Below are 25,999 nucleotides of genomic sequence, written 5' to 3'. Positions count from 1 at the left end.
AAAACATTTTGTGATTTCCCTTTTTTCTATTTTCTCTTTTTACTTCTCTCTGCGCCTTTGCGTCTCTGCGCGAGATATTTTTCCAAAGCACCAACCATGACCACAAAAACCTACACACCCATCGAACAAATGATCTGCACAGCGGCTGGATTGCTCGAAGATGGTGCCTTAGTGGTTGTGGGGACTGGAGCGCCGTGTGCGGCGGCGATGCTGGCGCAATTGACGACCGCTCCCAAATTGGCGTTGATGTTCGAAGCGGGGGGCGTTGGGCCGCGATTGCCGCGGATGCCGATCAGCGTGGGGGATTCTCGCACGTTTTATCAAGGTCTGATGGCAACCAGCATGGCGGACATTATGGAGACCTGCCAACGGGGGATGGTCGACTATACGTTTTTGGGCGGCGCGCAGATCGACCGTTACGGCAATCTCAATTCCACCGTCATCGGCGATTACGATACGCCGGCGGTACGGTTGCCGGGCAGCGGCGGCGCCAATGATCTTGGTTCGCTGTGCCGCAAAACGTTGGTGATTACGCCGCACGATCCTCGACGATTCGTGGAGCGAGTCGATTATGTGACGACTGCCGGTTACCTCGACGGCCCGGGAGCCCGCGAAGCGGCCGGACTGCCACCGGGGACCGGGCCGCACAAAGTCATCACCGACTTGGCCATCCTCGGTTTTCACCCGGACACAAAGCGGATGCAAGTCGAATCGCTGCACCCAGGGGTGACTTTAGAGGCGGTCCGCAGCAGAACGTCGTTTGATATCGATGTTGCTGATCAACTGGCAACGACTGCTCTGCCTACGAGCGATCAACTCGACGCTTTGCGGAAACAGGTGGATCCGCACGGATATATCATCGGTCGCTCGCTCTGAATGCCGGTTGTCGCCGCTGTATGAGGATCAACTTGCCGCATCCGCACCCCGTTGAGCGGGACTTCAGCAATAAGAGCGAACTTTCCCAGAAAAAAGAAGAAGCGTTCTTATCGCTGCATTCGTGCATAATCAGGGGCGATGCGAACTTGAAGAGGGAGCAATTTTCAAAGTTCCTGCGCAGTTTCTCTTCTGAAGAGTTCCGTGATGCTGTAGGATGCGGCGGTGGAGTCGTTGAGTCCAAAATTTGGGGTGCGAATGCACCATCAACGCTCCCGCTTAGTCCCCCAACAACACTTCCTTTCGACGTTTGTCGGCATCCAATGTAGCGTTAACGTTGCAAGGTTCCGTTCGCATGGAACGGCTAAAACATAGTGTTGTGTGACCCGGTATGGGCAGGTTTGCTCTAGTGCGAACCTGAAATACCAAACCGCTTTGGCGCCAGACTAAATGGCTCCAAATGCGCCCATTTTGCAGTATTGGCGAGGAAAGTCTGAATAACGCTCGCGTGCTGCAGGCAGAATGATTTAGAGAACAATTTTGGAGTATTGATGTTACAGTTTTTTTCGAAGCACACTGCTTCGGTCAAGGATGATATTTTATCGGGTTTGACGGTTGCGTTGGCATTAGTCCCCGAAGCTGTCGCGTTCGCCTTTGTTGCTGGAATTCCCCCAACCGTGGGATTGTATTCCGCTTTCTTCATCGGCTTGGTTACTTCATTGGCCGGCGGGCGGCCGGGAATGATTTCCGGAGCCACGGGAGCGATGGCAGTCGTGGTTGTCTCGCTTGTCGCCCTGCATGGCATCGAATACCTGTTTCCCGCTGTCATTCTCTGCGGATTGTTGCAGGTTACTGTTGGAGTGCTCCGCCTAGGAAAACTGATTCGGCTCGTCCCGCATTCAGTCATGTTGGGCTTCGTCAATGGTTTAGCGATTGTGATTGGTCTCGCTCAACTCGGTAGTTTCAAGACACTGGGCACCGACGGGGCGATGACGTATCTGCAAGGCGCACCCTTGATGATCATGATCGGGCTCGTGGTCTTGACGATGGCAATGATCGTCTTGCTCCCCAAATTGACCAAGGCAGTCCCCAGTTCATTGGCTGCCATTGTGGTCGTCTCTATGATTTCCGTCGGCATCAATCAATACGCGCCGCAAGACTGGTTGCCCACCGGACAGACCCATGCGGTTCAGACGGTTGACGACCTGATGATGAACAATTTGAAGGCGAAAGCCGTTCATGAGGCTGCGGTGGAAGTCCACAGCCAAAACGCGACTGTTGCTGACGTGGACGCGCACGCGGTTGCTCCCCTGTCGGTTTTGAGCCCTGAGCAGGTTGAGGCGACGATTGCATCGGTCAAGCCCACAGCAGAGCCGTTGCCGATGTTGTTTTTTCTCGATTCTCGCTATGTGCTTGCTCCCATGACATGGGAAACACTCATTATCATCCTGCCATTTTCGCTGATTCTGGCCGGGGTGGGGTTGATCGAATCGTTGATGACGCTCACCTTGATCGATGAAATCACTGACACGCGCGGCTATGGAAATCGCGAATGCATCGGGCAGGGCGCCGCTAATATCGTCTGTGGACTGTTTGGCGGCATGGGAGGCTGTGCGATGATTGGTCAATCTTTGATCAACGTCAATTCCGGGGGCCGCGGTCGGTTGTCCGGTGTTGTGGCTGCAATCGGCTTGATGACGATGGTCGTGGTTTTGAAACCGGTGATCTCCCTGGTGCCCATGGCAGCCCTCGTGGGCGTGATGTTTATGGTCGTGATTGGCACGTTTGAATGGAGTACGCTGCACACCTGGAATCGGATTCCCAAAAGCGATGTGCTGGTCATGGTGCTCGTGGCGGGCTACACGGTCCTGTTTCACAACTTGGCGATTGCCGTGTTACTGGGGATTGTCGTGCAAGCACTCATTTTTGCCTGGCATCATGCGACGCACTTGATGGCTGATATTCACTTTGAAGATGACAAAAAAGTCTACCAACTGCACGGTCCGCTCTTCTTCGCCTCGGTCACCAGCCTCCGCGAAATCGTCGATCCAGCGAGCGACCCCGATGTGGTCGCCATCGATTTCTACTTCTCACGCGTTTACGATCAGTCTGCGATGGAAGCCATCCACAAGCTGGCTGAACGCTATCGCCAGGAAAACAAATGTCTGCTGCTGCGGAATCTGAATGCTGATTGCAAACGCATGATTGAAAAAGCAGGCAATCTGGCAGAAGTTGAGATTTCAGAAGACCGTCACTATCACATCACCGAGATTATCTGAGAATCGGGCACGCGATCGCCGGTGGCATCAAGCGGCTGTCTGCCCCGCTAAACCTAAGAGTCAGCGGCAACGAGTAAGTCAAAAAACTCCTCAATGCCAAAAGAAAGCTGGAAGGTCTCCGTGAAGGTGCGCAGATAGATCGACCCATTGTCCTCAGGACTAGTATCCAGCAAAATTAGATAGTTCTTTGTTGTGTTTCCAATTGGCACAATAACAGGTGGAGAGCCTGGGACATTGTCGTCAAACGTCAGGATGTCTCCTAGCAATCCTATTTCTGCGAAATTGTGGGGCGCACGGATACCGTACATAGATTCCAGCCAACTATTTGGCCATGTCTTTTCCGGGGGAGTAATGAGTGGTTCATCGAAGTACCCACCATTAAACTCTAACAAGTATTTGCGATAATCTTTTGGCAATGCAACACCGATCTCGTCCTCAAGATATGTCACGTCTTTCTCTGTGATGTTTGGAAACCGGGTTGTACAAAACTTCTCGTATGCGTTGGATATTGACATTCGACGCTCCAATTTTCGCAGATACGTAAATGGTTCATCACCAGTCCGCGCGTTCAGTGACCACCACGATGCTTTGCCCGACTCCACCGGTTCGAGTGGCAGTTGCTCGGCAGACGGGCGACTAGGATGCACTATTCCTGGGGAGGTTCCACGTTGACGGTTCTTACGACGTCGGAATTGTCTCCAGTTCCGTCAATTTCACCGTCGGCCCCCAGAGAGCGGATGTGGTATAACGAATCGCTCTCGCGTATGTATTCGATCGGATGTCCCCACCCATCGCTCAGGTCGTTCGATTTTTCGGGTCGAAGTGGCAAGCTGTTGAGGTCCGGCGGCAGAGTTCCATGGCTACTGTGATAACTTCGGATCCTCTGCTCTAGGCCTGTGAGAGTCGTCGCGGTCATTTCATTCGGTGGAATAATGGTTGCACCCATTTGTCGCAAACAGCCACCGCAGCTTGCGATCAAGATGCCCACCACAATTCGACGTACCCAACTCGGACACGTCAAATTCGTTGTGTCGATCGTCATAATTGTCCGCCGGTAAGAAGATGCGCAACTCTGTTCACGGCGAAAAGCTAATAGAATGCCGGGTGCCGCTGCTGACTGGTCCTGCAGTGGCACCCGAACGACTATTTCTCGACCCACTCCACTGGTTGTGGCTGCATTTCTTCGGTTGGGACATGCCCGGCATCGGCGCGGCCGCTGCCTTCCAGGCGGCTGATGGCCCGCACGCTCATGTCGTGATCGCACAAAATTTGGCAACTGAGCCGTGCGTCGGTCAAATCTCGTGCTTGCAACGTTTGTTTCTCAGCGGCCGTCATGCGGTCCGGTTCGCCGGAAATAAACTCGACCCGGCAGGTCGTGCAGCGGGAATTTCCGCCGCAGGCATGCAGTTGATCCACACCCGCCTCGTCGGTCAGTGCCAACACGAGCCGCTTGCCTTCGGGAACTTCAAACTCTCCCACACCTTCTACTGTTAACTTTGGCATCATTTCATCCTTTAGTCGTTAAGTGGCTCAAATTGAGCGTCATTCCGTTTTTATCGTGATATCATCTGAAAGACTGCGGCTGCATTGGGGGCTCCCACAAAGGGGGAAGCCCCACCGATAAGCAGACATCTCTCAGACGTTTATTACTTCGAATCGCCGGCGGCTTTGAGGAACTGTTGGTAGGTCGCGGCGACATTTGCCGATGCGGTTGTGCCCGGATGGACGTACAGTCCGTAACGCAGCCGTAGTGTTTTGCCTTTGAGAATCGTCACCGGGTCGTCCGGTCGTTTCTTATTGGTATAAGCGTGGGGGCCGAACGGACTGATGGAAAACAGGCCGTAGTTGCGGACGTGATATCGCGAGGGGCGAAAGTTCAGGGGATGGTCAAAGATGGCGGCGCCGTACGTTTTGCCGTTGACCGGGCCGTAGTAGTCGACCCAATCGGAAACCTTTCCCCAACATTCGCCGCTTCCTTTAAGGCCTTCCGCATTTTCTACGTGTCCCCCTTCTTTTTCACGAATCGTATTCGCCAGGCGGATACCGAACAGCCCTTCCTTGGTGTCTTCGAACGTCACGTTTTCTGACAGGGCAGTGAAATTGATGTCATAGACCATCAGCCCGTTGGGAAAGATGGAAATTGTGGTCTTCTCTTCCAGCAAGGGCTGCGAATCCGCATTGAGCCAATGGTTCACAGCTTCCATGACTGCAGGCGCGCCTTTCGCTTTGAGGATTTTCACGGAAGCGTTTTGGATTTTCGCGCGTTCGGCCCAGAATCTCAGACCGTTCACCTCATCGACCGAGACCCAGACCCCTTTATGGTGGGGATGATCTTCGGGATCTTTCAGTCCGCGGGTAATGATTGCGCCATCAGCGGCACGGATCGGAGAGAAAAACGGTTTGGGCAGGTCGTGTCCGAAATTGTAGACGGCGAAAGGGGCTCCATTGATCGAAACATCAACGGTGTCGGATTTTTTGTCCAGTTTCACCACGCCCTCGGCAGCAGAGGCATAAGTCGGCAACAAGGCCAACGCGGCGATCAAAAGATAGTGCTTCACGGATAGTGCTCCTGGTGAGTCGAGGTCAATAATCGGGGCTGATCCCCGTCGCCTTAGCAGTGTTTGCGATGGAATCGGCTTGAAAACGATTTTTCGGTTGCTTGAGCCCATGGTAATCCGGTGGCGCTCGCTGGTAAACCGCGTCGATCGTCGAAAAGTGGGAATTGGGAAACGGTGTTACGCTTCCGCTAATCGGCAATCTCAGGCCTTCAGCCCGGCTCAGCGGAGGCGCAGCAGGCTGCTACTAGGCAGAACCGTTGCAGGGGAACAAGTCGCCCATGGCTTACCTATCTCTCCTGACAGCCACAGATTTGGCAAGATATAGGCATTGTACCGAAAGGCCTGCCCGCAAAGTCCGGTCCAGTTTGACTAAGCGTCACCGTTGCGCAACTCACGCATGAAATTGCCCTAAGTTTTTACCAGTTTATAACTTCGAGAGTCTCAAGCATGTGTGAGCGATGGACCGATATTTTGGACCAGTCTTGTTGTGACGGCCAATTGGTTTGGACGTCAGAACCGATGGCCGATTGTTGGCTCCGATTTACAGAATCACCCAACTCCGGCCGGGGAAGTCACAAATCTCATTGAGAAAAACCGAGTGCGAAATGTTGTCACTCTGTTCGAGATTGCGATTTTAATCAGCCACAAGAGTGCGACGCGCGTCGCAGGCCGCGAAATTCCAATGACCACCCGGAATCAAGCTGCTGATACGAAACTCTGGACGGCGCAATCCCCACACGAGTGATAAAGAACTTCAATCCCAAGGGAAGGAGATGTTGTTCCATGAAATGGATCAAGGTATGCACCGCGATGGTTGCACTGATGGGTTTGGCGAACACGGCTCAAGCCGGTTTGTTCGGCGGACACCACGGAAGTAGTGACTGTTGTGGAGCCGCGAAAAGCTGTGATTGTGCGTTGGCCTGTCCGCGCATCTGTTGTAAACCAGTCATCTGTCGTCCGACCTGTCACAAGGTCTTTAACTACCAACGGTCGTGCTGCAAGCCGACCTGCTGCGACACTTGTGCTCCGACTGATTGTTGCGCCCCCAAGGCGTGCTGTGCTCCTGCCGACCCGTGCTGTGCCCCCGCCGCAAACAGCTGTGCCCCCGCTGGAAACGCATGTTGCGCTCCCGCTGGTGACGCTTGCTGTGCCCCGGCTGGCAACAGCTGCTGTGCTCCGGCTGCGAACAGCTGCTGTGGCCCGGCGTCCTGCTGTGCCCCGGCTCCTTGTTGCCAACCTCGCGTTGTTTGCGTTCCCAAGTGCTGCCCCAAGCCGTGCTGGAATCCTTGCAAATGCTGCGAGCAACTGTGCGACAACAAATGCTGTGACAACGCTGGATGTGCCCCCGCTGGCAACGCCTGCTGTGCCCCCGCTGGCAACGCCTGCTGTGCCCCGGCTGGTGATGCTTGCTGTGCTCCGGCCGGCAACAACTGCTGTGCTCCGTCCTCCTGCTGCGACACTGGTTGCGGTGGTGGATGCTGCGACTGCGAGCAAATCTGCTGCGACGATGATCCGTGCGAAATCGCACACTACATCTACAAATCGCAAACAGCTTGCTACGCCAAAGATCGTGCCCGTGCGATCAAGAAGCTGAAGAAGTTCAAGTGCGTCTGCAACCCGGAAATCATGTGTGCCTTGGTTGTGGGATTGAATGACTGCGACGAGCGGGTCCGGAAGGCTTCTGCCGATGGAATCCGTCACCAAGTGAAGAAGTTCCCTTGCTGCTGCTGCAAAAACGTGGTTTGTGCTTTGGCCTGTGCCTTGGCCGACTGCGATCGGGGTGTTCGCCGTGCTGCGGAGAAAGCCTTGAAAGAATGTGGCTACGAAGTTGACGATTGCTGCAACTGCAACAGCTGTGGCCAAACTTGCTGCAACACCTGTGCCCCGGCTGCCTGTGGTGCCGCTGGTGCCGCCCCCGCCCCGGCTCCGGCCGAAGGTGGCGACGAAGCAGCTCCGGCTCCGGCTCCTCCGGCCGAACCGGAAGCGTACTTCCCCTCGCGGATTCGCAACCAACAAACGCAAAAATCGCACCGCGGTTTGAGCAACTTGTTCGGTCTGATTCGCTAGTCGAAAGACGTCTGTCTTAAAGTTCTGAAGAGTTGTGATACGGGCGGCCTCGATGGATCAAACCATCGGGGCCGCCTTCTTTTTATGCGCTTTTGAGGTCTGGTCGAGCGAATCAAATTCCGTTTCCAACTGCGGAATTGAGCCTGAATTCACGGTTCCCCCTTGCGAGAAGGCCCGCTGTCAGCGAAAATAAACATTCGTTGATGCGTCGAGCCCACCTAATCGATCCCGCCACCCACCTACAATTTACAAACATCGACTATGCCACGATATCTGCCGATTCTCCTGATGGCCGTTTGTGGAGCCAATCTCACAACGTTCGCATTCGCTGCCGAACAACCAACCTTCGAAAAGGACGTGCGTCCGATTCTCAAGACACATTGCTTTGCCTGTCATGGCGAAGCGGGTGAAATGGAAGGCGGGCTCGACCTTCGACTGCGCAGGCTCATGGTTGCGGGAGGGGACAGCGGTCCAGCAATTACGCCGGGTGATCTCGAAGACAGTGTGCTGCTGGACAAAGTCATCGAGCAGGAAATGCCGCCGGGTGACACCAAGTTGTCGGACAAAGAGATCGATGTCCTCCGCCGTTGGATTTCCGCGGGAGCGAAAACGGCACGTCCGGAACCTGAGAACCTCGACCCGGCCTCATTGATCACCGAAGAGGAACGCAATTTCTGGGCCTTCCAACCGATACGTGATCCCCAAGTGCCTGTCGTGCAACATGCCGACGACGTGCAAACCCCGATCGACGCGTTTTTGTTGCGACGTTTGGAGGAGAAAAACCTCGCATTTGCTCCTGCCGCAGACAAACAGACGCTGATTCGGCGGGCTTATTTCGATCTGATTGGTCTGCCCCCAGCTCCGCAGCAGGTGCAAAACTTCATCAATGATGCCTCTCCCGATGCGTACGAAAAAGTTTTAGACGAGCTATTGGCCTCCCCGCACTACGGCGAACGTTGGGGACGACATTGGCTGGACGTGGCTGGTTACGCCGACTCCGAAGGTTTTGCCGAAGTCGACCAAGTGCGTGATCATGCCTACAAATACCGCGATTACGTCATTCGCGCATTCAACGCCGACAAACCGTTTGACAGGTTGATTGTGGAACAACTCGCCGGAGATGAACTGGTCCCCATGCCGCACAGGAACTTGACGCCGGAGCAGATCGACATCTTGACCGCTACGGGTTTTCTGCGGATGGCACCCGACGGCACAGGTTCAGGCGGCGTCGATCAGCCGGTTGCCCGCAATCAGGTGATTGCCGATACGATTAAGATCGTCTCGACATCGCTGATGGGCATGTCGGTCGGTTGTGCGGAATGCCACGACCACCGGTACGATCCCATCCCGCAAACTGACTACTACCGTATGCGATCGATCTTCGAACCGGCTTATGACTGGAAAAAATGGCGGTCACCCCGAGGTCGCCTGTTGAGCTTGTATACCGATGACGATCGCAAACAGGCTGCCGACATTGAAGCGAAAGCCAAAGTCATCGACGCTCAGCGAACCAAGAAACAGAATGAATTTATTCAAGCCACATTAGAGTCGGAGTTGGCCAAGCTGCCCGAGGAGTTGCGAGAAACGGTGCGTGCAGCTCGCGAAACACCGGCAGCCAAACGAACTCCCGAACAACAAAAGTTGCTCAAAGAGCATCCCAGTGTCAACGTCTCGGCCGGTTCGCTGTATCTCTACGATCGCAAGGCTGCTGATGAGTTGAAGAAAATGGCAGCCGAAGCGGCCAAGATCCGAGCCACGAAGCCCAAGGAAGAATTTGTAAGAATCCTCTCTGAACGACCGGGGCAGGTTCCGTCGACGCATTTGTTTTATCGCGGCGAATATGCGCAACCGAAAGAAGCATTAGCTCCGGCGGGACTGACGGTCATTAGTTGGATGACACCCACGAAGATTCCCGTCAATGACACAACTCGGCCAACTACCGGACGGCGGCTGGCGTTTGCCGAGCAATTGACCGATGGAAATCATCCCCTCACGGCCCGCGTATTGATCAATCGCGTGTGGGCACATCATTTTGGTCGCGGCATCGTCGGCAGCCTCGGGGATTTTGGAGTTTTGGGTGATCGCCCCACGCATCCCGATCTACTGGATTGGTTGGCCAGCGATTTCATGCAGGGGGGCTGGAAATTAAAACGGATGCACAAAATGATGATGCTCTCGACCGCTTATCGCCAATCCTCAAAACGCCGTAGCGAAATCGAGATGGCTGATCCCGATAATCTGTTGTACGGACGGATGTCGATTCGCAGGCTTGAAGCAGAAGTCTTGCGCGATTCGATGTTGGCGGTCAGCGGAAAACTCAATACCGAGCAATTCGGTCCGCCGGTCCCGGTTCGTGAAGATGAAGTCGGCCAAATTGTGGTCGGCATTGATACGACCGATTCGGCCGGACGCCCCACAGGGAAGGCTGTCGATCTAAAAGGGAAGGAATTTCGCCGCAGCGTTTATATTCAAGTCCGCCGCAGCCAACCCTTGGCTGTCTTAGATGCGTTTGACGCGCCGATCATGGAACCCAACTGCGAAGCCCGCACACCATCGACGGTTGCACCGCAAGCTTTGATGCTGATGAACAGCAATTTCACGATTTCGCTTGCCGAGCACTTTGCACAGCGGATTGCAGCAGATGCCGGCGCCGAGCCAACCAAACGGGCGGCGCTCGCTTGGCGACTTGCATTTGGCGTTGAGCCTTCGGAGTCGGAACAACAAGCGGCGGTTGACTTTTTGAATGACCAAGCCGAACACTTCAAAAGTCATAAGATTAAGGACGATAAGACTTCGCCGGAAGACCATGCATTGGCCGTTTTCTGTCAAGCGCTGTTTAGTACGAATCGTTTTCTGTACGTCGATTGAAATTCATTTGCGGCTCCGTTTCTTGTAGAGGAGCAATGACCATCATGGCTACCACAATTCTGATCACAGCCGAGGAGTATCTGCTGCAAGCAGAGAGCGACCGCCCGACGGAACTTGTCAAGGGAGTCATTTACACAATGAACCCACCCGGATTTCGACACGGACAGATTTGTTCACGAATTGCATTTTTGTTGCAAGGCTTTTTGGAGGAGAATCCAACCGGAACAGTTGTATGCAACGATTCCGGTGTCATCACGCAGCGCAACCCCGATACAGTGCGCGGAGCCGACGTGGCTTATTACAGCTATCAGACCGTTCCGCGCGGACAAGCCCCTGAAGGGTACCCGCCTGGGCCACCCGATATTGTTTTTGAAGTGCTCTCACCCAATGATCAAGTCGCAAACATCAAGCAAAAGACCAGCGAGTATCTGCGGGTGGGCGTCGCCGTTGTTTGTGTTGTGGATGATCGTCAGCGAAGCATTACGACGTATCGTGCCAGGGATCAGACGGATGTTCTTGACGAAACGGATGAATTGACCTTCCCCAATGAAATGCCCGGTTTTGTAGTGCCGGTCGCGAAAATATTCGCCTAAATTACGAGCGCACCTTCTTTCAAATTGTTGACGACAAGGCAACGGCCATGGCCACCACGACGACATTCATGACCGCGGACGAGTATCTGCACCTGCCCGATAGCGGACAGCCGACCGAACTCGTGCGAGGAGACGTGCTCACAATGAATCCCCCCGCATCCAGACACGGACAGATTTGCTCACAAGTTGTTTATGTTTTGCGACAGTTTTTAGAACACAATGACTTGGGGCACGTGCTCAGTAACGACTCCGGAGTCATCACCGAGCGTAATCCCGATACGGTTCGCGGTGCCGATGTTGCATTTTATAGCTATGAAAAAGTTCCTCGTGGGCCGTTACCGCCGGGATATTTGCCGGTTCCGCCTGATTTGGTCTTCGAAGTGCTTTCGCCCAGCGAACGACGGACGGCGGTGCTTGCCAAAGTCGCCGAATATCTGGAAGCGGGCGTTCAAGTGGTCTGTGTTTTAGACGACGAACCGCAACGCGCTGACCTCTATTATGCCGACAAACCGTTCGATACGTTAAACGCCGATGATCAGCTGGCGATTCCTGACGTGTTGGGCGATTTCCAAGTCCTCGTCGGCAAGTTTTTTGAATAATCTACCTACGGATAGTATCGCCGCATATCATGATTGATCCAACCAGACCACAATCCACCCGTCGCCACTTCCTGGCTGCTAATGCCATGGGCATTGGCTCCTTGGCGCTGGCGCATCTGCTCCACGAAGAAGACGTTCGCGCCGAGGCGATCAAACCGGACGTGGGACCACGGAGTTTTGATCTCACCCCCAAGCAGCCGCATCATCCCCCCCGCGCCACGGCGATGATCTCGTTGTTCATGCAGGGGGGCCCCAGCCACATCGATATGTTCGATCCCAAGCCTGAAATGGCCAAATGGGACGGCAAGAAGTTTCCTGGCACCGTGAAATACGACAATGCCGCCCAGGCCAGTTCCAAGGTGTTGCACTCCCCTTGGAAATTTCAGGCACACGGCGAATGTGGCATGGAGCTCTCTGAGTTGTTGCCGCATCTGTCGAATGTTGTTGACGACATCACGCTCGTTCGTTCGACACGTACCGGTGTGAACAATCATGTCCAATCGATTTATGCATTAAACAACGGCCGCATTCAAAGAGGCCGCCCGGCGCTGGGAAGTTGGTTGACGTACGGATTGGGTAACCCGTCGCAGGAACTGCCCGCTTATGTGGCGATGACCGATCCGGCCGGTTTGCCGGTGGCAGGGGTCCAAAACTGGTCGAACGGTTGGCTGCCGTCGTTGTATCAAGGAACCGTTGTTCGTCCGCAAGAACCGCGGATCCTCAACCTCAATGCGCCGACGCATCTTCGCGGGACCGCGCAACGACGTTATCTGGATTACGTCGATGCGCTCAATCAAAAACATATTGAAGACCGCCCGGGCGAATTAGATCTGCAGGCGCGGATTGCCAGTTACCAACTTGCGGCCCGCATGCAAACTGCCGCTACCGAAGCACTCGATCTCTCACAAGAAACCAAAGCCACGCAAACGATGTACGGCATGGACGACCCGGCGACAAAGGATTATGGCAGCCGTTGCCTGATCGCCCGCCGGTTGGTCGAGCGAGGCGTAAGGTTTGTGCAGGTTTTTACACAAAACCAATACTGGGATCATCACGGAAATATTAAAAACTCACTCCCCAAAGCCTGCAAAAAGACCGACCAACCCTCTGCGGCACTGGTCGCCGACCTCAAACAGCGCGGATTGCTCGATAGCACCGTGGTGCATTGGGGGGGCGAAATGGGGCGGTTGCCGGTGATTCAAAACGAAAAGAACATTGGCCGCGACCACAACACCTATGGCTTTAGCATGTGGTTGGCCGGCGGCGGCTTCAAAGGGGGCTGCGTGCATGGCGAAACCGACGACTTCGGCCACCATGCTGTCACCGATGTCGTCAATCATTACGACTACCACGCCACGCTGCTGCACCTATTCGGTCTCGATCCCGAAAAACTCTCCTACAAACGCAACGCCCGCGAACAAACCCTCCTCGACGGCCAACCAGGCCGCGTGGTGGAGCAACTACTGGCGTAGCTTAGAAGGCGTGAGGCTTGAGGTGACAGGCTTGAGGGCAGGCTAGCGCTAGTCAGTCGCAGGTCGATTACCGAAGAGGGCGTCGAGTTGATATTACAGCGGGATCAACCAGCCCTGTAGCCTCAAGCCTGTAGCCTCGAGCCTCCGCCCATTTGCGTCGGACTCCGCCGTCGTGTACCGTGCAGGCAAGCCTGTGAATTTGGCGTTCACGTAGGAGTCTTCAGTATGCATGTGTTGTTTGTTCATAACAATTTTCCCGCTCAGTTCGGGCATATCGCCCGGCATCTGGTGCAGAATAAAGGGTTTGAATGTTCGTTCGTTTGCGAACATCCTTCTGCCGATGTCGATGGGGTGCGGCGGATTCAGTATCAGGCCAAAGGGGGGGCGACCAAGGCGACGCACTATTGCAGTCGCACATTTGAAAATGCGACTTGGCATGCTTGGGGTGTCTACGAAGCGATGAAAGCGCACCCTGAAATCAAACCCGATCTGATCGTCGGGCACAGCGGATTCGGTTCGACGTTGTGGCTGGCCGATTTGTACGATCGTCCGATTATCAACTACTTCGAATACTATTACCGCGGTCACGGCTCCGATCTCGACTATCGACCGGAGTACCCGGCCAACGAAATGAGCATTTTGCGGTCGCGGGCTCGCAATGCCATGATCCTACTCGACCTGCAAACCTGCACGCGGGGTTATTCGCCCACGAACTGGCAACGCGAACTCTTCCCGGACGAGTATCAGCCCAAACTGGAAACGATCTTCGACGGCATCGACACCGACCTGTGGCATCGCCGCGACGTCCCTCGCAAAATCGCCAACCGCGAAATTCCCGCCGATACCAAAATCGTGACCTATGTCTCCCGTGGCTTCGAATCGATGCGGGGCTTTGACATTTTTATGAAGGTCGCCAAACGCATTTGCGATACACGGAGCGACGTCGTGTTTGTTGTGGTGGGTAGTGACCGCGTCGCTTATGGCGGGGACTTAAACCATATCGAGGAGCAATCGTTCCGCGAACATGTTCTCAAACAGGACAATTACGACCTCAGCCGCTTCATTTTCACTGGCCGTATTCCCACGCCGGATCTCGTGAATGTCCTGAGCCTCAGTGATTTGCACATTTACTTGACTGTTCCATTTGTGTTGAGTTGGTCGTTGATGAATGCGCTGTCGGTGGGCTGCACGGTCTTGGCCTCCGATACGGCTCCGGTTCAAGAGATGATTGAGCACGAACAAAACGGCCTCCTCGCCGGATTCGCCGATGTCGATGCGCTGACCGCCGAGGCGATGAAAGTCCTCGACGACCCCGCAGCCTTCCGCCACCTCGGCCAAGCAGGCATGGAGATGATCCAGGAACACTACAGCCTGGAGAAGAAGACGCCGCAACTGCTTGATCTATTTGAGCGGACGGTGAATGAGGCGTCCCGGTCGTAATCGTGTGAATTCTGCTGTCGGCTGTTCGTATAGACAATTGTCATGACGCGATAACCAGTCGCACCACCTGCTCCCTTTAGGAGCGATCCGCGAGTACGACTCGTGATACTATTGAAACGTGGACCAACAGACCGAGGAGGTGACCTGCATGGCGCGTTCTGCACCTTTCAAACCTACGGTGTTGATCGTCGTGGTGTGCATTGTGGCCGCTATTGTGGTGGGTGCTTTGGACGGTGTGCAGGAGACACGCGATACCGACGTTGAGACCGAACAGGCTCCGATGTCACTGACCGCCAGTCAGCTTCGCCAGGCACTTGATCGGCAGGTTGACGTCGACATCGACGGGTTGCCGTTGAAGCGCGCGATTGAATTGACCGCCACAGAGCAGGGGATTCTGGTCCGTTTTGACGAAACCGCATTCAACGACGACATTTTCACCGAACCGGTCACCATGCATTTGAAACAAATTGCCCTGCGTGACGTGTTGTCGTTATTGCTCGTGCCACGCGGCGGCGCGTACGTGGAGAATCGCGGCACGCTGTTGGTGACCTCCGAAAGTTCCGCCGCTCACATGCTGGAAACGCATTTCTATCGGTTGCCGGATTTGGTGGACGGTGATGGACCAGTTGATGCAGAATCCATGACTTATTTGATCCTAAGGAATGTAGCTCGCGATAGTTGGGGGCAACCGTTCGGTCAGGGCACAATCACCGATGTCGAGAATGGCCTCTGGGTACGCCAAACTCAAGCGGTGCACCGTGAACTCCAGAACCTCTACAGGCAACTCGACCGTTTTTACGGCCATCCGGGTGGCTGTGATTATCCTGCGCAACCGGGAGCCCCCGCCTCCGCTCAAGATCTTGCGATCAGCCTGCGCCTCGAACAGCCGATTCAGGTGGATTTTGTAGATAAGCCATTGGTGGATGCGCTGCATGAGCTGGCGAACCGTTGTCGCATCAATATCTGGCTGGACGAACAGAGTCTCTCAGACGAAGGCATTAGCCCGGATTCTCCGATCAATGATGACATCGAAGAGATTTCGTTGAAGGCCGCGCTGCACACAATGTTTTTGCCGTGGCAATTGACGTTTGTCGTTGAACATGGGGTATTAGTTGTGACGACGCCACGGATCGCCGAGGAAAAAGAAATTGCACGAATTTATGATGTCCGCCGAATCATTGTTGGAGAAGATTACGATTCAATTTGCAATTTGATCGGGACAACAGTGGCCCCCGATTCGTGGCCAGCAAGCACGGGACCTGTACAAATTGGAGTCCTCCCCGGAATGCTCGTGGTCTCTCAGACGCAAAGCGTTCACGCCGAAATCGCCCAACTGCTGTTCGACATCCAGCGCATCCGCACCACGCCGCGCATTCAGCGCCCGGCGCCGATGCCGAGCAATCGTCAGCGGCGAGCGGAGGCCCGGATTCAGCAGTCGTTATCGGAAAACGTCAACCTCGTCCTCAATGACGAGCCGTTGTTCGGCGTGCTGAAAACGCTGGCGAAGATGCACGATATTCTACTCTGGTTGGACAAGGTGACGCTATTTGACGAAGGCATCAGTCCTGATTCACCGGTTAGCATCACAGCCTCGGGTGTCACACTAGAATCATGCTTGCAAACAATCCTAAAGCCTTTGGATTTGGTGGCAATTTACGACAACGAGCAACTTCGCATCACCACGCGGCGAATCGCTGAAGAGGAATGCACGATTCGGGTCTATGATGTTGTGGATCTCGCTGAGAAGATCGAGCCTGACCCCGCTGCTCATCGCCAACGACACAATCACCAACGTCAAGGTGGCGGATTTCAAGGCGATGGATTTCGGGGGCAGGGACAGTTTCAAGTCGGCCCCGATGATTTTCAGGGAGGCCGGTACGTCCGCCCCGTGCCGGTTGTTGATCCGCCTATTGATCCGGCGGTTCAGGAGCGATATCGGATTGCCGATGCGACTCAGCAGATAGCGGACACTCTCAGGTCCGACCTCGCCATCGAGACGTGGGACGGCACCGGTGGTCCCGGTTCAATCGATGCGTTCCAGGATGTGCTCGTTGTGCGTCAGACCGAGGCGGTCCACAAAAAAATCGCCCGCCGTCTCCAGGAGATGCGACGGACGCTCGTGGATGGTCCTTGATTTGGCTGACTAGCAAGCTCCGGACGTCTTAATACAACGCCCCCGCGTGTTTCGCAGACGCGGAACAACTTCCGCTGCTGCAACTGCCTTGGCTAGCTTGGCAGCTTCCGTTGGTACAGTTGGCTGGTGAAGCGGAGCAACTGCCGTTGGCACAAGCGGCACCGGACTCGGCAAATTCGTGGGCGGGCATCTGATGGCCGGCCGTTGCGCAGCCGGTGAGCAACAGGCATCCGCACATGACCGCTCCGTACAACCCGATTGAAATCCGTTTCATTGTGTTGTTCCTTTTCACAGAATCCGTTCCCAGCGATTGACAACCGGCGGTCTCAAAACCCCGCAGAGCGGTGACGGAATATCAGTTTCACATCCAATGGCGATATCCGGAGATGCCTCGATAAAAAGGGTATCGACGTTTGCGGGAGCGGACTTTGTGAGGCAGGCAACACTTGGAGAAATGCAGCTACGCGGGATACCTGGGCCACAGGCTCATCGCAACGCTTGCTGCGATAGAAGGGGCGTCTTTCCGTGCGTAAGAATCATCGCGATGCCAATAGCACCTAGCGAGATGATACATCCACAGCGAGATACACAAGATGAGGCCGCCGCCGGGCGAGCGCGGCGGCGGCAGCCACACCGAGTCTCAATCGGCTCAGTTGCCGGGTTTGACACTGCTGAGCCTGAAATGTTCACTTCTCCTGAGGAGGGCCATGATCCTGTTCCCAGCGATCGAGCATCTCGCGGAGTTCTTGGATTTCGTTGGCCGAGATGTCTCGTTCTGAAATCAAATGTTGCACCAACGGCAGTGTGGCCCCATCGAAGAGCCGCTGCAGAAAATCATCGACCGTTTCGCGAATGACTTGCCTGGGCCGGACTTTGGGGGAGTACACCTTGCTGCGGCCGTCTTGCTGGGTGTTCAGATATCCTTTGGCTTCTAGTCGGCGGAGATAGGTTTGCACGGTTTTGAAATCGAGTTCCCGCGACGGATCGACCTGTTCAAAGACCTGTCGCACGGTGGCGTTGCCCAAATCCCAGACGATGCGGGCGATCTCCAATTCTGCTTTGGATGCCGGTTGTCGTTTTCCCATGCTGTGCCTCCTTCCCGTTAACTTACGAATGAAAGTCATTGTAGCGTACTTTTGTAAGCCGTCAACCCCGTCACTGGCCTTTTTGGGCGACCGTCGGTGATATTTCTCTCTCTGAAGAGCAGGCGAACCGTCATTCATTGGAGTCGGTCGGCCCGTGGCTGTATACTCGTTGACTGCACGAAACGTTCAGCCTGCCCGACCTAATTTGATGGATGCTATGCCTAAATCTTTAGACGAGTACGCCGAGTGGCTCGCGAATCGCGATCTGTTATGGCCGATGCCCCCGGCGCCGGTTGCGGCCAAGGCAACACCGTACCTGAAACCGTTGCCCAATATTCGGGGCGTGGTCTGGAATCTCTACGGGACGTTGTTGACGATTTCTGAAGGGCAGTTGTTGCACCGTCATCCCCAGCAACTCCCCATGCAGATTGCCTTGGACAAGACCATCAAAGAGTTCAACATGTGGAATTCCATGAGCCGCAAACCGGGCGCGCCGTGGGAATACTTTCTGCACAAATACGACGAAACGGTGGACCGGTTCGCGATGGGGGGCACGAAGAAGCGGGGGCAGGCCCCGGAAGTGAATAGCACCGAGATTTGGCGGACGATGATCGGTCGGTTGCAGCAGAAAGACTATCAATTCGACGCCTCGTTTTACGGCAGTTTGGACGATTTTTGCGAAAAGGTCGCCTATTTTTTCCATTCCTGTCTACAGGGGACCGCCGCCGCTCCGGGTGCCTCACAGGCGCTGGAGGCTGTTTCGGAATCGGGGCGGACGCAAGGGCTGCTTTCCGACGCGCAGTCCTTTAGCTACACACAAATGTTGCGAGCACTGCGGTTGCAAGGTAAACTACGCGCGCCTGAGAATTTGTTTGCGCCAAATTGTCTTGCGTTGTCTTATCGCGTGGGATTTCGGAAACCGTCTCAGGTCTTGTTTGACACGAGCGTGCAACAATTTGAGAAGCTGGGGATTCCCGCCAAGAACGTTTTGTACATCAGTTCACGCATCCGCGATGATTTGGGTGTCGCAAAAAAGCTGGGAATGAAGACCGCGCTGTTTGCCGGCGACAAATCGAGTCTGGACGCCTCAGCGGAGGATCTCAAAGACAGTGCAATCAAACCGGATCGGCTGATTGTCGAACTCTCGCAGATTGAGAAAATCTTGTCGATTTCTTAAAACCCACCACAAAGCCCAACGCGATGTCTTTTTTCAAGGCCCCGGAACGGGCACTGTGAAGACGTGTCGGTTGGTTTTGAATTCAGTTGGCGTGGGGAACAGTTTCCCCAGGTCAATTGCCCACCTTATTGAAAAATGAGCAGAGCCCATGCCCCCACCACTGTTATATGATTTGAACCAGATCGACTTCAGCAAGCCGATTTTTGATATCGATGCCATTCGTCGGATCAACCCACAACGCAATCAAATGGAGCATTTGACGGCGATTGTGCACGTTGATCGCGATAATCACGGCGTCGTCGGCTATTTGGATGTCACCGAAGAAGAGTTTTGGGTGGCGGGCCATATGCCCGGATTTCCGTTGATGCCGGGAGTCATCATTTGCGAAGCGGCCGCCCAATTGGCCGGTTTTTATGCGCGCAAGTATGACCTGTTGGGCGGGGATTTTCTGGGATTTGGCGGCATGGATGAGATTCGCTTCCGTGCTCCGGTGTATCCCGGCAGTCGTCTGATTCTCATGGCTCGTTGCACGAAATTACGTCCCAATATCCGTGCTGTGAATACGGTGCAGGGGGTTGTCGACGGGAAAATGGTCTTTAGCGGCACGATTATCGGTGTGCCGATTAAACGAGAAACCAAATCGAGCTAGTTGTCACACAACGTCTGCGAATTCCGTAGATGTTAGAGATCATGGCGGTTGGGGACGGATGCCGTTTGTCCATCGTGTGTGTAGCACGGGGATCTCAAACGACCTGGGGGCGAGTTGGCACTCGTCTCCAGCCACCCAGCCTGAATCATGAATCATGACAGACCAGAAGCGGCAGAACCGTAAGCGGATGCTGCCGCTGCAAAGTTTTCAACGGGTATTCAACAAGTTTTCAACATCGACTTTTAGTGACGACCGAATCGACACTTATGGCTTTAGCACCCCAGATTGACCTTCGTCCGTACTTTCAGATTCTCGCCGATATCGAAGGCCCGTTTGACTGGCAGGAATACTTTGGCAACGACCATCCGGTGGAAGTCGAAGTCGGTGCGGGTCGCGGTTTGTTTCTGTTCAATGAGGGACGTCGTCGTCCTGAGTCAAATTTCTTGGGAATTGAGATCAACTATCGCGAGGGGCGGCGGGCGGCTTTGCGGGTTGCTAAACGCGAGATGTCCAATGTTCGATTTTTGGGCGGTGATGCGAAAGTTGTGCTGGGCGAGCGAATTGCTTCAGCCAGTGTGGCGGGAGTTCACGTTTATTTTCCGGACCCGTGGTGGAAACGACGGCACAAACCGCGCCGTGTCTTTGACGATTTTCTAGTGGAGCACATTCGGCGGATTTTGATTCCAGGAGGCAAACTGCATTTTTGGACAGATGTCGAAGAATACTTCGATGTGGCGGTGAAAATGGTCGACGAACACCCCGCATTTGGCCCGCGGACGACTCCCCCAGAGCGTTCGCCGGAAAACGACATGGATTACCACACAAGTTTTGAGCGGAAGAAACGGAAGCTGGGTTTGCCGATTTTCCGTGCGGAATGGTGTAAACTAGAAGAGTAGCGAAACAGATCGGCAGTTGGGGACGCTTGAATTTCAAACGAACCGAACTGGGGTATGTTTCACAACCCGTTTATATGAAGAGGGTTATGGCTCCTCGCTGAAGGGGCCGTCTAGGCGACGCAATAGTTCGCCATTACTTTCCAACAGCAATGACCTCACGCACGTAGTTAACGACGAACGGCGTGAAGGGAATTGCTTATGATCTTAATGTCAAAAAACGAGGCCGGTACAACCGATCTTGAGGAATCCGGGGTTACGCTCAGTGATGCCCGTCTGGTGGAAGATGTGCGCCGTGGCGATAAGGATGCTTATGGCGGGCTGGTGACGCGGTACGAACGGCGGCTGATTGGGGTGATTCTGCGATTCGTGCATGACACGGAGTTATCGCGTGACTTGGCACAGGAAACGTTTCTCCGCGCATTTGAACGGTTGGACCAGTTTGATCCCTCACGTCGATTTGGCCCGTGGTTGTTCCGCATTGGCGTGAATTTGGCATTGGATTATTTGCGACGCAGGAAACGTCGCGGTTGGACGTCGCTTTTCTCTGAAAGTGCCTCAGAAAAGTCACCCGATCCGTCGACCGACGACCCGCGTCAAGAGATTGACCTGCGGCAAGAAGTGCAGCACGTTTTAGAGCAGATTCCCGAGAAGTACCGCAAAGTGCTGGTTTTACGGGATTTGGAGAACTTCTCTACTTCGGAAATTGCCGCAATAGAAAACCGCAAGGAAGCCACGATTCGATGGCGATTGGCGGAAGCCCGGACGCGCTTTCAAAAGCTCTGGGAAAAGCGGAATTTGGATCAAGACGTTGTCGATACATTTTTAGGGGGCGAGGAATTCACCGATGAGTTGTCATGATTTTCAACATAAGTTGGCCCTGTTGGTCGGCGATGAATTGGAAGTCAACGAGGCGGTCGCCGCCCGTAGGCATATCGCTCAGTGTCCCGCTTGCCGTGAGGCATTGCAGGGTCTCACCGACAGCCGGACGATCATGCGTGTCGTAAGCGAAACTCCCACTGAGATTCGTGGGGACTCCCTGTGGCCGCGGTTACGTGCCCAAATTTCTCCGGCCACCGTTTTACAGACGCGGCGCGGCTATCCAAGTTGGATGCCGACAGCGACGTTGGCAGCAGCTTGTGTGGCGCTCTTGATTTTTGTGGGGTCAACCCCCATGATCGATGGCCAAAGCGAACCTGTTTCGTTTGTCGATTCGAGTTTTGGGTCTCAAGCTGCCCCAGCGGAAAATGCGTCGCAATACGGTGATTTTCGCCGCATGCACCGCGGTGGGGCTGGTTTTGAGTCCAATATGCTTGGTGTGGGAAATCCTCTTGGTAATCAATCACCGCGACAACAGCAGGTGAAGCAGGTCCCGTATTTCGAACCGATTCACGAACTTTAAAGCGAAGGCGCATTTTTGCCATGCCGATATTTGAGTACGCTTGCTCGGCTTGTCAGCATGAGTTTGAACTTCTTGTGCGTAACGGGGAACAGGTAAAGTGCCCCGATTGTGGGGCGGGTGAGTTAGAGAAGTTGCTCAGCGCTCCAGCGGCACACGCCACCCGCACCGCGGGTGGTTTGCCGATCTCGAACGCCTGTCCCCCGAGCGATGCTCCTCCTTGCAGCCCAGGTTGCTGCCGCATGTAAGCCGCTCTTTCTGACGGTGCAACGACTGCGATTGAAATCCAGACCTGAGCGGCGTATTCTGCAGACAACCCGCTGCTCAACGCGATAGGCGGCTGGTGATTCCTGATTGCTTTGGTTGCGGGGACGTTGTCGGTTTTCCAAGCTGCGTTTTGCATTTTGGCGGCTCGTCGCTTCTCCCCTCTCCCCAGATCTTGCCGGTTGTGCATTGAGTATGCGCCGATCAATATTTCATGCGGATTGCCCAGCCATGGCCGCAGTGGACACTTGCGGCCATAGGGGGGGAGTATGATTACCGTCCGTCCCGCCGTCGGCCCAGAAGTTGAATCCGCCGTCCGATTGCTGATGCAGCAGGTTCCACAAGCGGATCGGCAGCAACACGTCGCAAACGCCTTAGCCTCTGCCGCGCATGGCGAGTTGGTCCTGGACGACCTGCTGATCGGCTACCGTGACGCTGAACCGGTCGGCGCGATCCTTACAGTCATCCAACCGGGGCAAACGGCATCCATCTGGCCGCCCGAAGTTGCGAATGCGGATGACGAAATGGCCGATGCACTCGTCGCCGCGTCTGTCCGGCATTTGGAGGCAGCCGGTGTCACGATCATTCAGTCCATTTTAGAACCAGATGACCATTCGGGGCGGCAGCTTCTCACGCGCAACGGCATCGGGTATTTGACCGATCTGTTGTTTATGGAGCGGAATTTAGATCACCATTGGCCGCAAGACACGCGTCCGCCGCTCAAGTCGGTTGTCTACAGCACGGAGACGCACGATCGATTTGTAGCGCTCTTAGAGCAGACCTACCAGGCGACGTTGGATTGCCCCGAACTGGACGGGATTCGCACCGCGGAGCAAGCACTCGCGTCGCACCAAGCGGCGGGACGCTTTGCGGCAGAGACGTGGCGATTGTATTGCATTGATGGCGTCGATGCGGGGGTTTTGTTGCTGTCGGAGCATCCGGATCAACGGGCCTGGGAACTGGTTTATATGGGGGTGGGACCGTCCTGCCGAGGACAAGGACTCGGCTGGCGGATGCTGTTGGATGCGTTGCCCAAGCTGCCGCGAACCGCAGCGGACACGGTCTTTTTAGCGGTCGATTGCCGAAACCGGTATGCGTCCGCAACTTACGAACGGTTGGGTTTTTCGGCATTGGCATCGCGAGCGCTGCACTTGTATTTGACGCGGTGAGTTGCGCGGCAAACAGTCGACAGGTTGTTCACATGGCTGTTGGCGGGCCATGTTTTTTTGTCCGCGTCGGTTCCGAAAAATGAAGGGGAGTTTCCGGCTTTTCGTAGTCATATTTGAAATCGACTTGAGAAGATTCGCTTTTTGGTTTGACAGCGGCGCCCGTCCGGATAGGATCGTTTCACCGAGTAAGTTTCCATAAGCGTGACGGCGAATCGAATGGTGCATGATTCGCCGTGACAGTCTTCACATCCAGCAGCAACACTGCGCTCCTATCGCAACACGATAGAGGGTCTGGCAACGGATGCCGTCGTTTAGAACCTCCTAAGGAGGCGAGGATCGCAGTACGTGCGCGTTTGGGGGTAGCACGATGCAGCCCGATACGATCGCGTTCGCGCCGATGTTCACATCGGCCGAAGAGCAAATTCTGCGCGCGTTGGCGACAGCCGTCGGCGACCATGCCTATCAGCAATGGTTCTCCGACAAGACGTCGCTAACGGTCCAGGACGATGAAATCACGATCGGCGTGGCTAGTCCGTTTTTAGCGGACTGGTTTCAAAAGAAATATCGTTCCACCGTACGGCAAGCCGCCCAATCGGTGTTGGGCCCCTCTGTACGGGTTCGGTTCGAAGTCGATCCGGATGTCGCCGGCGCTCAAATTCAAAATAGCGGCAGCGGCGAAGACGTCGACGGCGAGCAGCCTGCGACGCCCAAGCCGAAGCGCGAATCGAAAACGAAGGCTCCGACGGAACGCCGACGCGGTCGACGGTTTTCCGATTTGAGTGATTTCGTCAAAGGTCCCTGCAATGAATTGGCACTGACCGCCGCGCATCAGATTTGTGATTCGGCCGATGCCAATTTCAATCCGCTGCTATTCCACGGACCGGTGGGAACGGGCAAGACGCATTTGTTGGAGGGGATCTACCGCCGCTTGCGGCGTGAGAATCGGGAATTGCAAGTTGTTTACCTTACCTCTGAGGCGTTTGCGAATTATTTCACCGAGGCGCTCCGCAACCACACGCTGCCGAGTTTTCGCCAACGTTTTCGTTCGGTGGATATTCTGTTGGTGGATGACGTGGATTTCTTTGAAGGCAAACGGGTCATCCAAGAGGAGTTTTTACACACATTCAAACAACTCGTCAGCCACGGCCGGCAAGTCGTGCTGACCGGCAACAAACATCCGCGGTTGTCGACCAAGCTCAGTGACGAATTGAAGACACGATTTCTGTCCGGGATGGTGTGCCGTATGGAGGCGCCCGATGCAGCGACCCGCAAGGAAATTGTGTTTCAAAAAGCACGGCGTTTGTCAGGGCAGTTTTCTGATGAAGCCTTAAATTTCGTGGCGGATCGATTTCGCAACAACGTCCGCGAACTCGAAGGGGCTTTGAATTGCCTGCAAACCTATTATTGCATGACGGGCAAACGGGTGCGATTGGGGGCTGCCCAACAGGTGCTGGCCGATTTGGAGCGTGATTGCATTCGGGTGATCCGTATGGCAGATGTGGAAGAGGCGGTCTGTAATTTGTTTGGCATTGAAGCGGCTTGTCTCAAATCGTCGAAGCGAGGCCGCACTGTGAGCCAGCCTCGTATGTTGGCGATGTACCTGGCGCGAAAGCATACTCACGCAGCGTATAGCGAAATTGGGGGTTACTTCGGAGGTCGCAACCACAGCACAGTGATATCGGCGGAAAAACGGGTCGATGCGTTGGTCACCGGGTCAGCGACCATCCAAGTCGCTGCGCAGAACTGGCGGGTGCAGGATATTCTGGACACTTTAGAGCAACAATTGCGAGTGAGTTGACTTTGCCGGGGTATTGATCTTGCCCTGTCGCGATGCGAAAATTCCTGCAAACTTTGCCAATTTGGACATCACATCGAGGCAATGTGGGGTATCATACAGATCGAAGTTTCGGGATGGCCGATGATACGTAAACTGGGTTTGCGTGACAGGCGGGGCGATGCGACTGCCTCACCGAGACCAGGGAGAAATCATCATCGTTTTAGCAGACGCACTTGAGCGGCTGCATTTAATCAGCAGATGCAGTACAAAAGTAATTCCATGAGTGAGAATCAGTCCAACGCGAATGAGTGGCAAGCCTGCCCGCAAGGTGAAGTGGGACAACTCGTGGTGGGACTGCGCGGAAAACGCCGTACGCGGCGATCGATGGTGATTGGCGGAACCGCCTCGGCTGTGATCGTGTTGCTCTTGGTGGGGAATTTTGCCATCAACAAGATGCAATCGCCCGAGATCGCGGCGCTGAAGTGCCATGATGTCGAGTCGATGGCTGACAATTATGTCGCTGGGAAACTCGCTCCTGCTGAGACGGAGCACGTTCGGCTGCACTTAGAAAATTGCCGCCGATGTCGTGAGAAAATCGCAGAATTGCAGAAACTCAAGGCCAACGGTGATGTTGCTCAACGTCGCACACGTCTGCTGAAGCAGCATGAGTCGCAGGCTTTTGCCGCGCTTTGATGTGAAAACC

The 25,999-nt window shown here is 54.8% G+C and carries 25 protein-coding genes; 18 read left to right on the top strand and 7 right to left on the bottom strand.

The annotated features are described in order from the left end of the window. Window positions 1-96 precede the first annotated feature (96 nt). On the top strand, window positions 97-876 hold the full coding sequence (locus tag Mal52_RS16135; RefSeq protein WP_145377216.1) for a CoA-transferase subunit beta: 780 nt from the start codon (window positions 97-99) through the stop codon (window positions 874-876). 548 nt (window positions 877-1,424) lie between these two features. Continuing rightward, entirely contained in the window at window positions 1,425-3,152 is a 1,728-nt protein-coding gene (locus tag Mal52_RS16130; protein WP_145377215.1) for a SulP family inorganic anion transporter, read from the top strand. A gap of 53 nt (window positions 3,153-3,205) precedes the next feature. Here Mal52_RS16130 and Mal52_RS16125 read toward each other — a convergent pair whose 3' ends face one another. The 5 genes from Mal52_RS16125 to Mal52_RS16105 form a co-directional block, all read right to left on the bottom strand. After that, window positions 3,206-3,667 carry an SMI1/KNR4 family protein gene (locus tag Mal52_RS16125; protein WP_145377214.1) on the bottom strand — a complete coding sequence of 154 codons (462 nt, stop codon included), beginning with the start codon at window positions 3,665-3,667 and terminating at the stop codon, window positions 3,206-3,208. A gap of 131 nt (window positions 3,668-3,798) precedes the next feature. Next, window positions 3,799-4,068 (bottom strand): type II secretion system protein GspG, encoded by a 270-nt coding sequence (locus Mal52_RS30560; RefSeq protein WP_420824936.1) that lies wholly within the window; start codon window positions 4,066-4,068, stop codon window positions 3,799-3,801. A gap of 227 nt (window positions 4,069-4,295) precedes the next feature. Beyond that, complete coding sequence (locus Mal52_RS16115) at window positions 4,296-4,655, bottom strand: 2Fe-2S iron-sulfur cluster-binding protein (protein WP_145380676.1); 360 nt, start codon at window positions 4,653-4,655, stop codon at window positions 4,296-4,298. A gap of 143 nt (window positions 4,656-4,798) precedes the next feature. Next, on the bottom strand, window positions 4,799-5,710 hold the full coding sequence (locus Mal52_RS16110; protein ID WP_197534242.1) for a DUF6807 domain-containing protein: 912 nt from the start codon (window positions 5,708-5,710) through the stop codon (window positions 4,799-4,801). 980 nt (window positions 5,711-6,690) lie between these two features. Further along, the gene (locus Mal52_RS16105; RefSeq protein ID WP_145377211.1) at window positions 6,691-7,170 is read right to left on the bottom strand and encodes a hypothetical protein; all 480 of its coding nucleotides are present in this window, start codon (window positions 7,168-7,170) and stop codon (window positions 6,691-6,693) included. Between the two features lie 244 nt (window positions 7,171-7,414). Here Mal52_RS16105 and Mal52_RS16100 point away from each other — a divergent pair, with 244 nt between their 5' ends. From Mal52_RS16100 to Mal52_RS16070, 7 genes are all read left to right on the top strand, one after another. Further along, window positions 7,415-7,777, top strand: coding sequence for a HEAT repeat domain-containing protein (locus Mal52_RS16100; RefSeq protein WP_231962371.1), 363 nt, complete (start codon window positions 7,415-7,417; stop codon window positions 7,775-7,777). Between the two features lie 261 nt (window positions 7,778-8,038). Continuing rightward, window positions 8,039-10,645: a PSD1 and planctomycete cytochrome C domain-containing protein gene (locus tag Mal52_RS16095; protein WP_197534241.1), complete on the top strand. Its 2,607-nt coding sequence runs from the start codon at window positions 8,039-8,041 to the stop codon at window positions 10,643-10,645. A 44-nt stretch (window positions 10,646-10,689) separates the two neighbouring features. Next, window positions 10,690-11,238, top strand: a complete 549-nt coding sequence (locus Mal52_RS16090) for a Uma2 family endonuclease (RefSeq protein ID WP_197534240.1) — start codon at window positions 10,690-10,692, stop codon at window positions 11,236-11,238. A gap of 47 nt (window positions 11,239-11,285) precedes the next feature. Then, a complete protein-coding gene (locus Mal52_RS16085; protein ID WP_145377208.1) occupies window positions 11,286-11,837 on the top strand; it encodes a Uma2 family endonuclease in 552 nt (183 codons plus the stop codon). Between the two features lie 29 nt (window positions 11,838-11,866). Then, entirely contained in the window at window positions 11,867-13,309 is a 1,443-nt protein-coding gene (locus Mal52_RS16080; RefSeq protein WP_145377207.1) for a DUF1501 domain-containing protein, read from the top strand. 225 nt (window positions 13,310-13,534) lie between these two features. Next, window positions 13,535-14,749: a glycosyltransferase gene (locus Mal52_RS16075; protein WP_145377206.1), complete on the top strand. Its 1,215-nt coding sequence runs from the start codon at window positions 13,535-13,537 to the stop codon at window positions 14,747-14,749. A gap of 148 nt (window positions 14,750-14,897) precedes the next feature. Further along, the gene (locus Mal52_RS16070; RefSeq protein WP_145377205.1) at window positions 14,898-16,883 is read left to right on the top strand and encodes a hypothetical protein; all 1,986 of its coding nucleotides are present in this window, start codon (window positions 14,898-14,900) and stop codon (window positions 16,881-16,883) included. Between the two features lie 28 nt (window positions 16,884-16,911). Here the strand turns inward: Mal52_RS16070 and Mal52_RS16065 are convergent, their stop codons facing one another. Both Mal52_RS16065 and Mal52_RS16060 read right to left on the bottom strand, forming a co-directional pair. After that, complete coding sequence (locus Mal52_RS16065) at window positions 16,912-17,157, bottom strand: hypothetical protein (protein WP_145377204.1); 246 nt, start codon at window positions 17,155-17,157, stop codon at window positions 16,912-16,914. Window positions 17,158-17,569: 412 nt separating this feature from the next. After that, window positions 17,570-17,968 carry a BlaI/MecI/CopY family transcriptional regulator gene (locus Mal52_RS16060; protein ID WP_145377203.1) on the bottom strand — a complete coding sequence of 133 codons (399 nt, stop codon included), beginning with the start codon at window positions 17,966-17,968 and terminating at the stop codon, window positions 17,570-17,572. Window positions 17,969-18,185: 217 nt separating this feature from the next. Between Mal52_RS16060 and Mal52_RS16055 the strand changes: the two genes are divergently transcribed. From Mal52_RS16055 to Mal52_RS16015, 9 genes are all read left to right on the top strand, one after another. Continuing rightward, on the top strand, window positions 18,186-19,145 hold the full coding sequence (locus Mal52_RS16055; protein WP_145377202.1) for an HAD family hydrolase: 960 nt from the start codon (window positions 18,186-18,188) through the stop codon (window positions 19,143-19,145). A gap of 148 nt (window positions 19,146-19,293) precedes the next feature. Continuing rightward, window positions 19,294-19,794, top strand: coding sequence for a 3-hydroxyacyl-ACP dehydratase FabZ family protein (locus tag Mal52_RS16050; protein WP_145377201.1), 501 nt, complete (start codon window positions 19,294-19,296; stop codon window positions 19,792-19,794). A 266-nt stretch (window positions 19,795-20,060) separates the two neighbouring features. Then, the gene (trmB, locus tag Mal52_RS16045; protein ID WP_145377200.1) at window positions 20,061-20,690 is read left to right on the top strand and encodes a tRNA (guanosine(46)-N7)-methyltransferase TrmB; all 630 of its coding nucleotides are present in this window, start codon (window positions 20,061-20,063) and stop codon (window positions 20,688-20,690) included. A gap of 198 nt (window positions 20,691-20,888) precedes the next feature. Further along, window positions 20,889-21,548: an RNA polymerase sigma factor gene (locus tag Mal52_RS16040; protein ID WP_145377199.1), complete on the top strand. Its 660-nt coding sequence runs from the start codon at window positions 20,889-20,891 to the stop codon at window positions 21,546-21,548. Beyond that, window positions 21,535-22,089: an anti-sigma factor family protein gene (locus tag Mal52_RS16035; RefSeq protein ID WP_145377198.1), complete on the top strand. Its 555-nt coding sequence runs from the start codon at window positions 21,535-21,537 to the stop codon at window positions 22,087-22,089. Before Mal52_RS16040 ends, Mal52_RS16035 begins: the two co-directional genes overlap by 14 nt. Window positions 22,090-22,109: 20 nt before the next feature. After that, window positions 22,110-22,334, top strand: coding sequence for an FmdB family zinc ribbon protein (locus Mal52_RS30555; RefSeq protein WP_145377197.1), 225 nt, complete (start codon window positions 22,110-22,112; stop codon window positions 22,332-22,334). Between the two features lie 285 nt (window positions 22,335-22,619). Then, on the top strand, window positions 22,620-23,519 hold the full coding sequence (locus tag Mal52_RS16025; RefSeq protein WP_145377196.1) for a GNAT family N-acetyltransferase: 900 nt from the start codon (window positions 22,620-22,622) through the stop codon (window positions 23,517-23,519). Window positions 23,520-23,886: 367 nt separating this feature from the next. Beyond that, the gene (dnaA, locus tag Mal52_RS16020; protein WP_145377195.1) at window positions 23,887-25,317 is read left to right on the top strand and encodes a chromosomal replication initiator protein DnaA; all 1,431 of its coding nucleotides are present in this window, start codon (window positions 23,887-23,889) and stop codon (window positions 25,315-25,317) included. Window positions 25,318-25,575: 258 nt separating this feature from the next. Beyond that, window positions 25,576-25,989 carry an anti-sigma factor family protein gene (locus tag Mal52_RS16015; RefSeq protein ID WP_197534239.1) on the top strand — a complete coding sequence of 138 codons (414 nt, stop codon included), beginning with the start codon at window positions 25,576-25,578 and terminating at the stop codon, window positions 25,987-25,989. Window positions 25,990-25,999: the final 10 nt, after the last annotated feature.

The organism is Symmachiella dynata (assembly GCF_007747995.1).
GTDB classification, from domain to species: domain Bacteria; phylum Planctomycetota; class Planctomycetia; order Planctomycetales; family Planctomycetaceae; genus Symmachiella; species Symmachiella dynata.
Note: the sequence above shows the minus strand (reverse complement) of the source record. Positions and strands in the feature narration are given on the sequence as shown.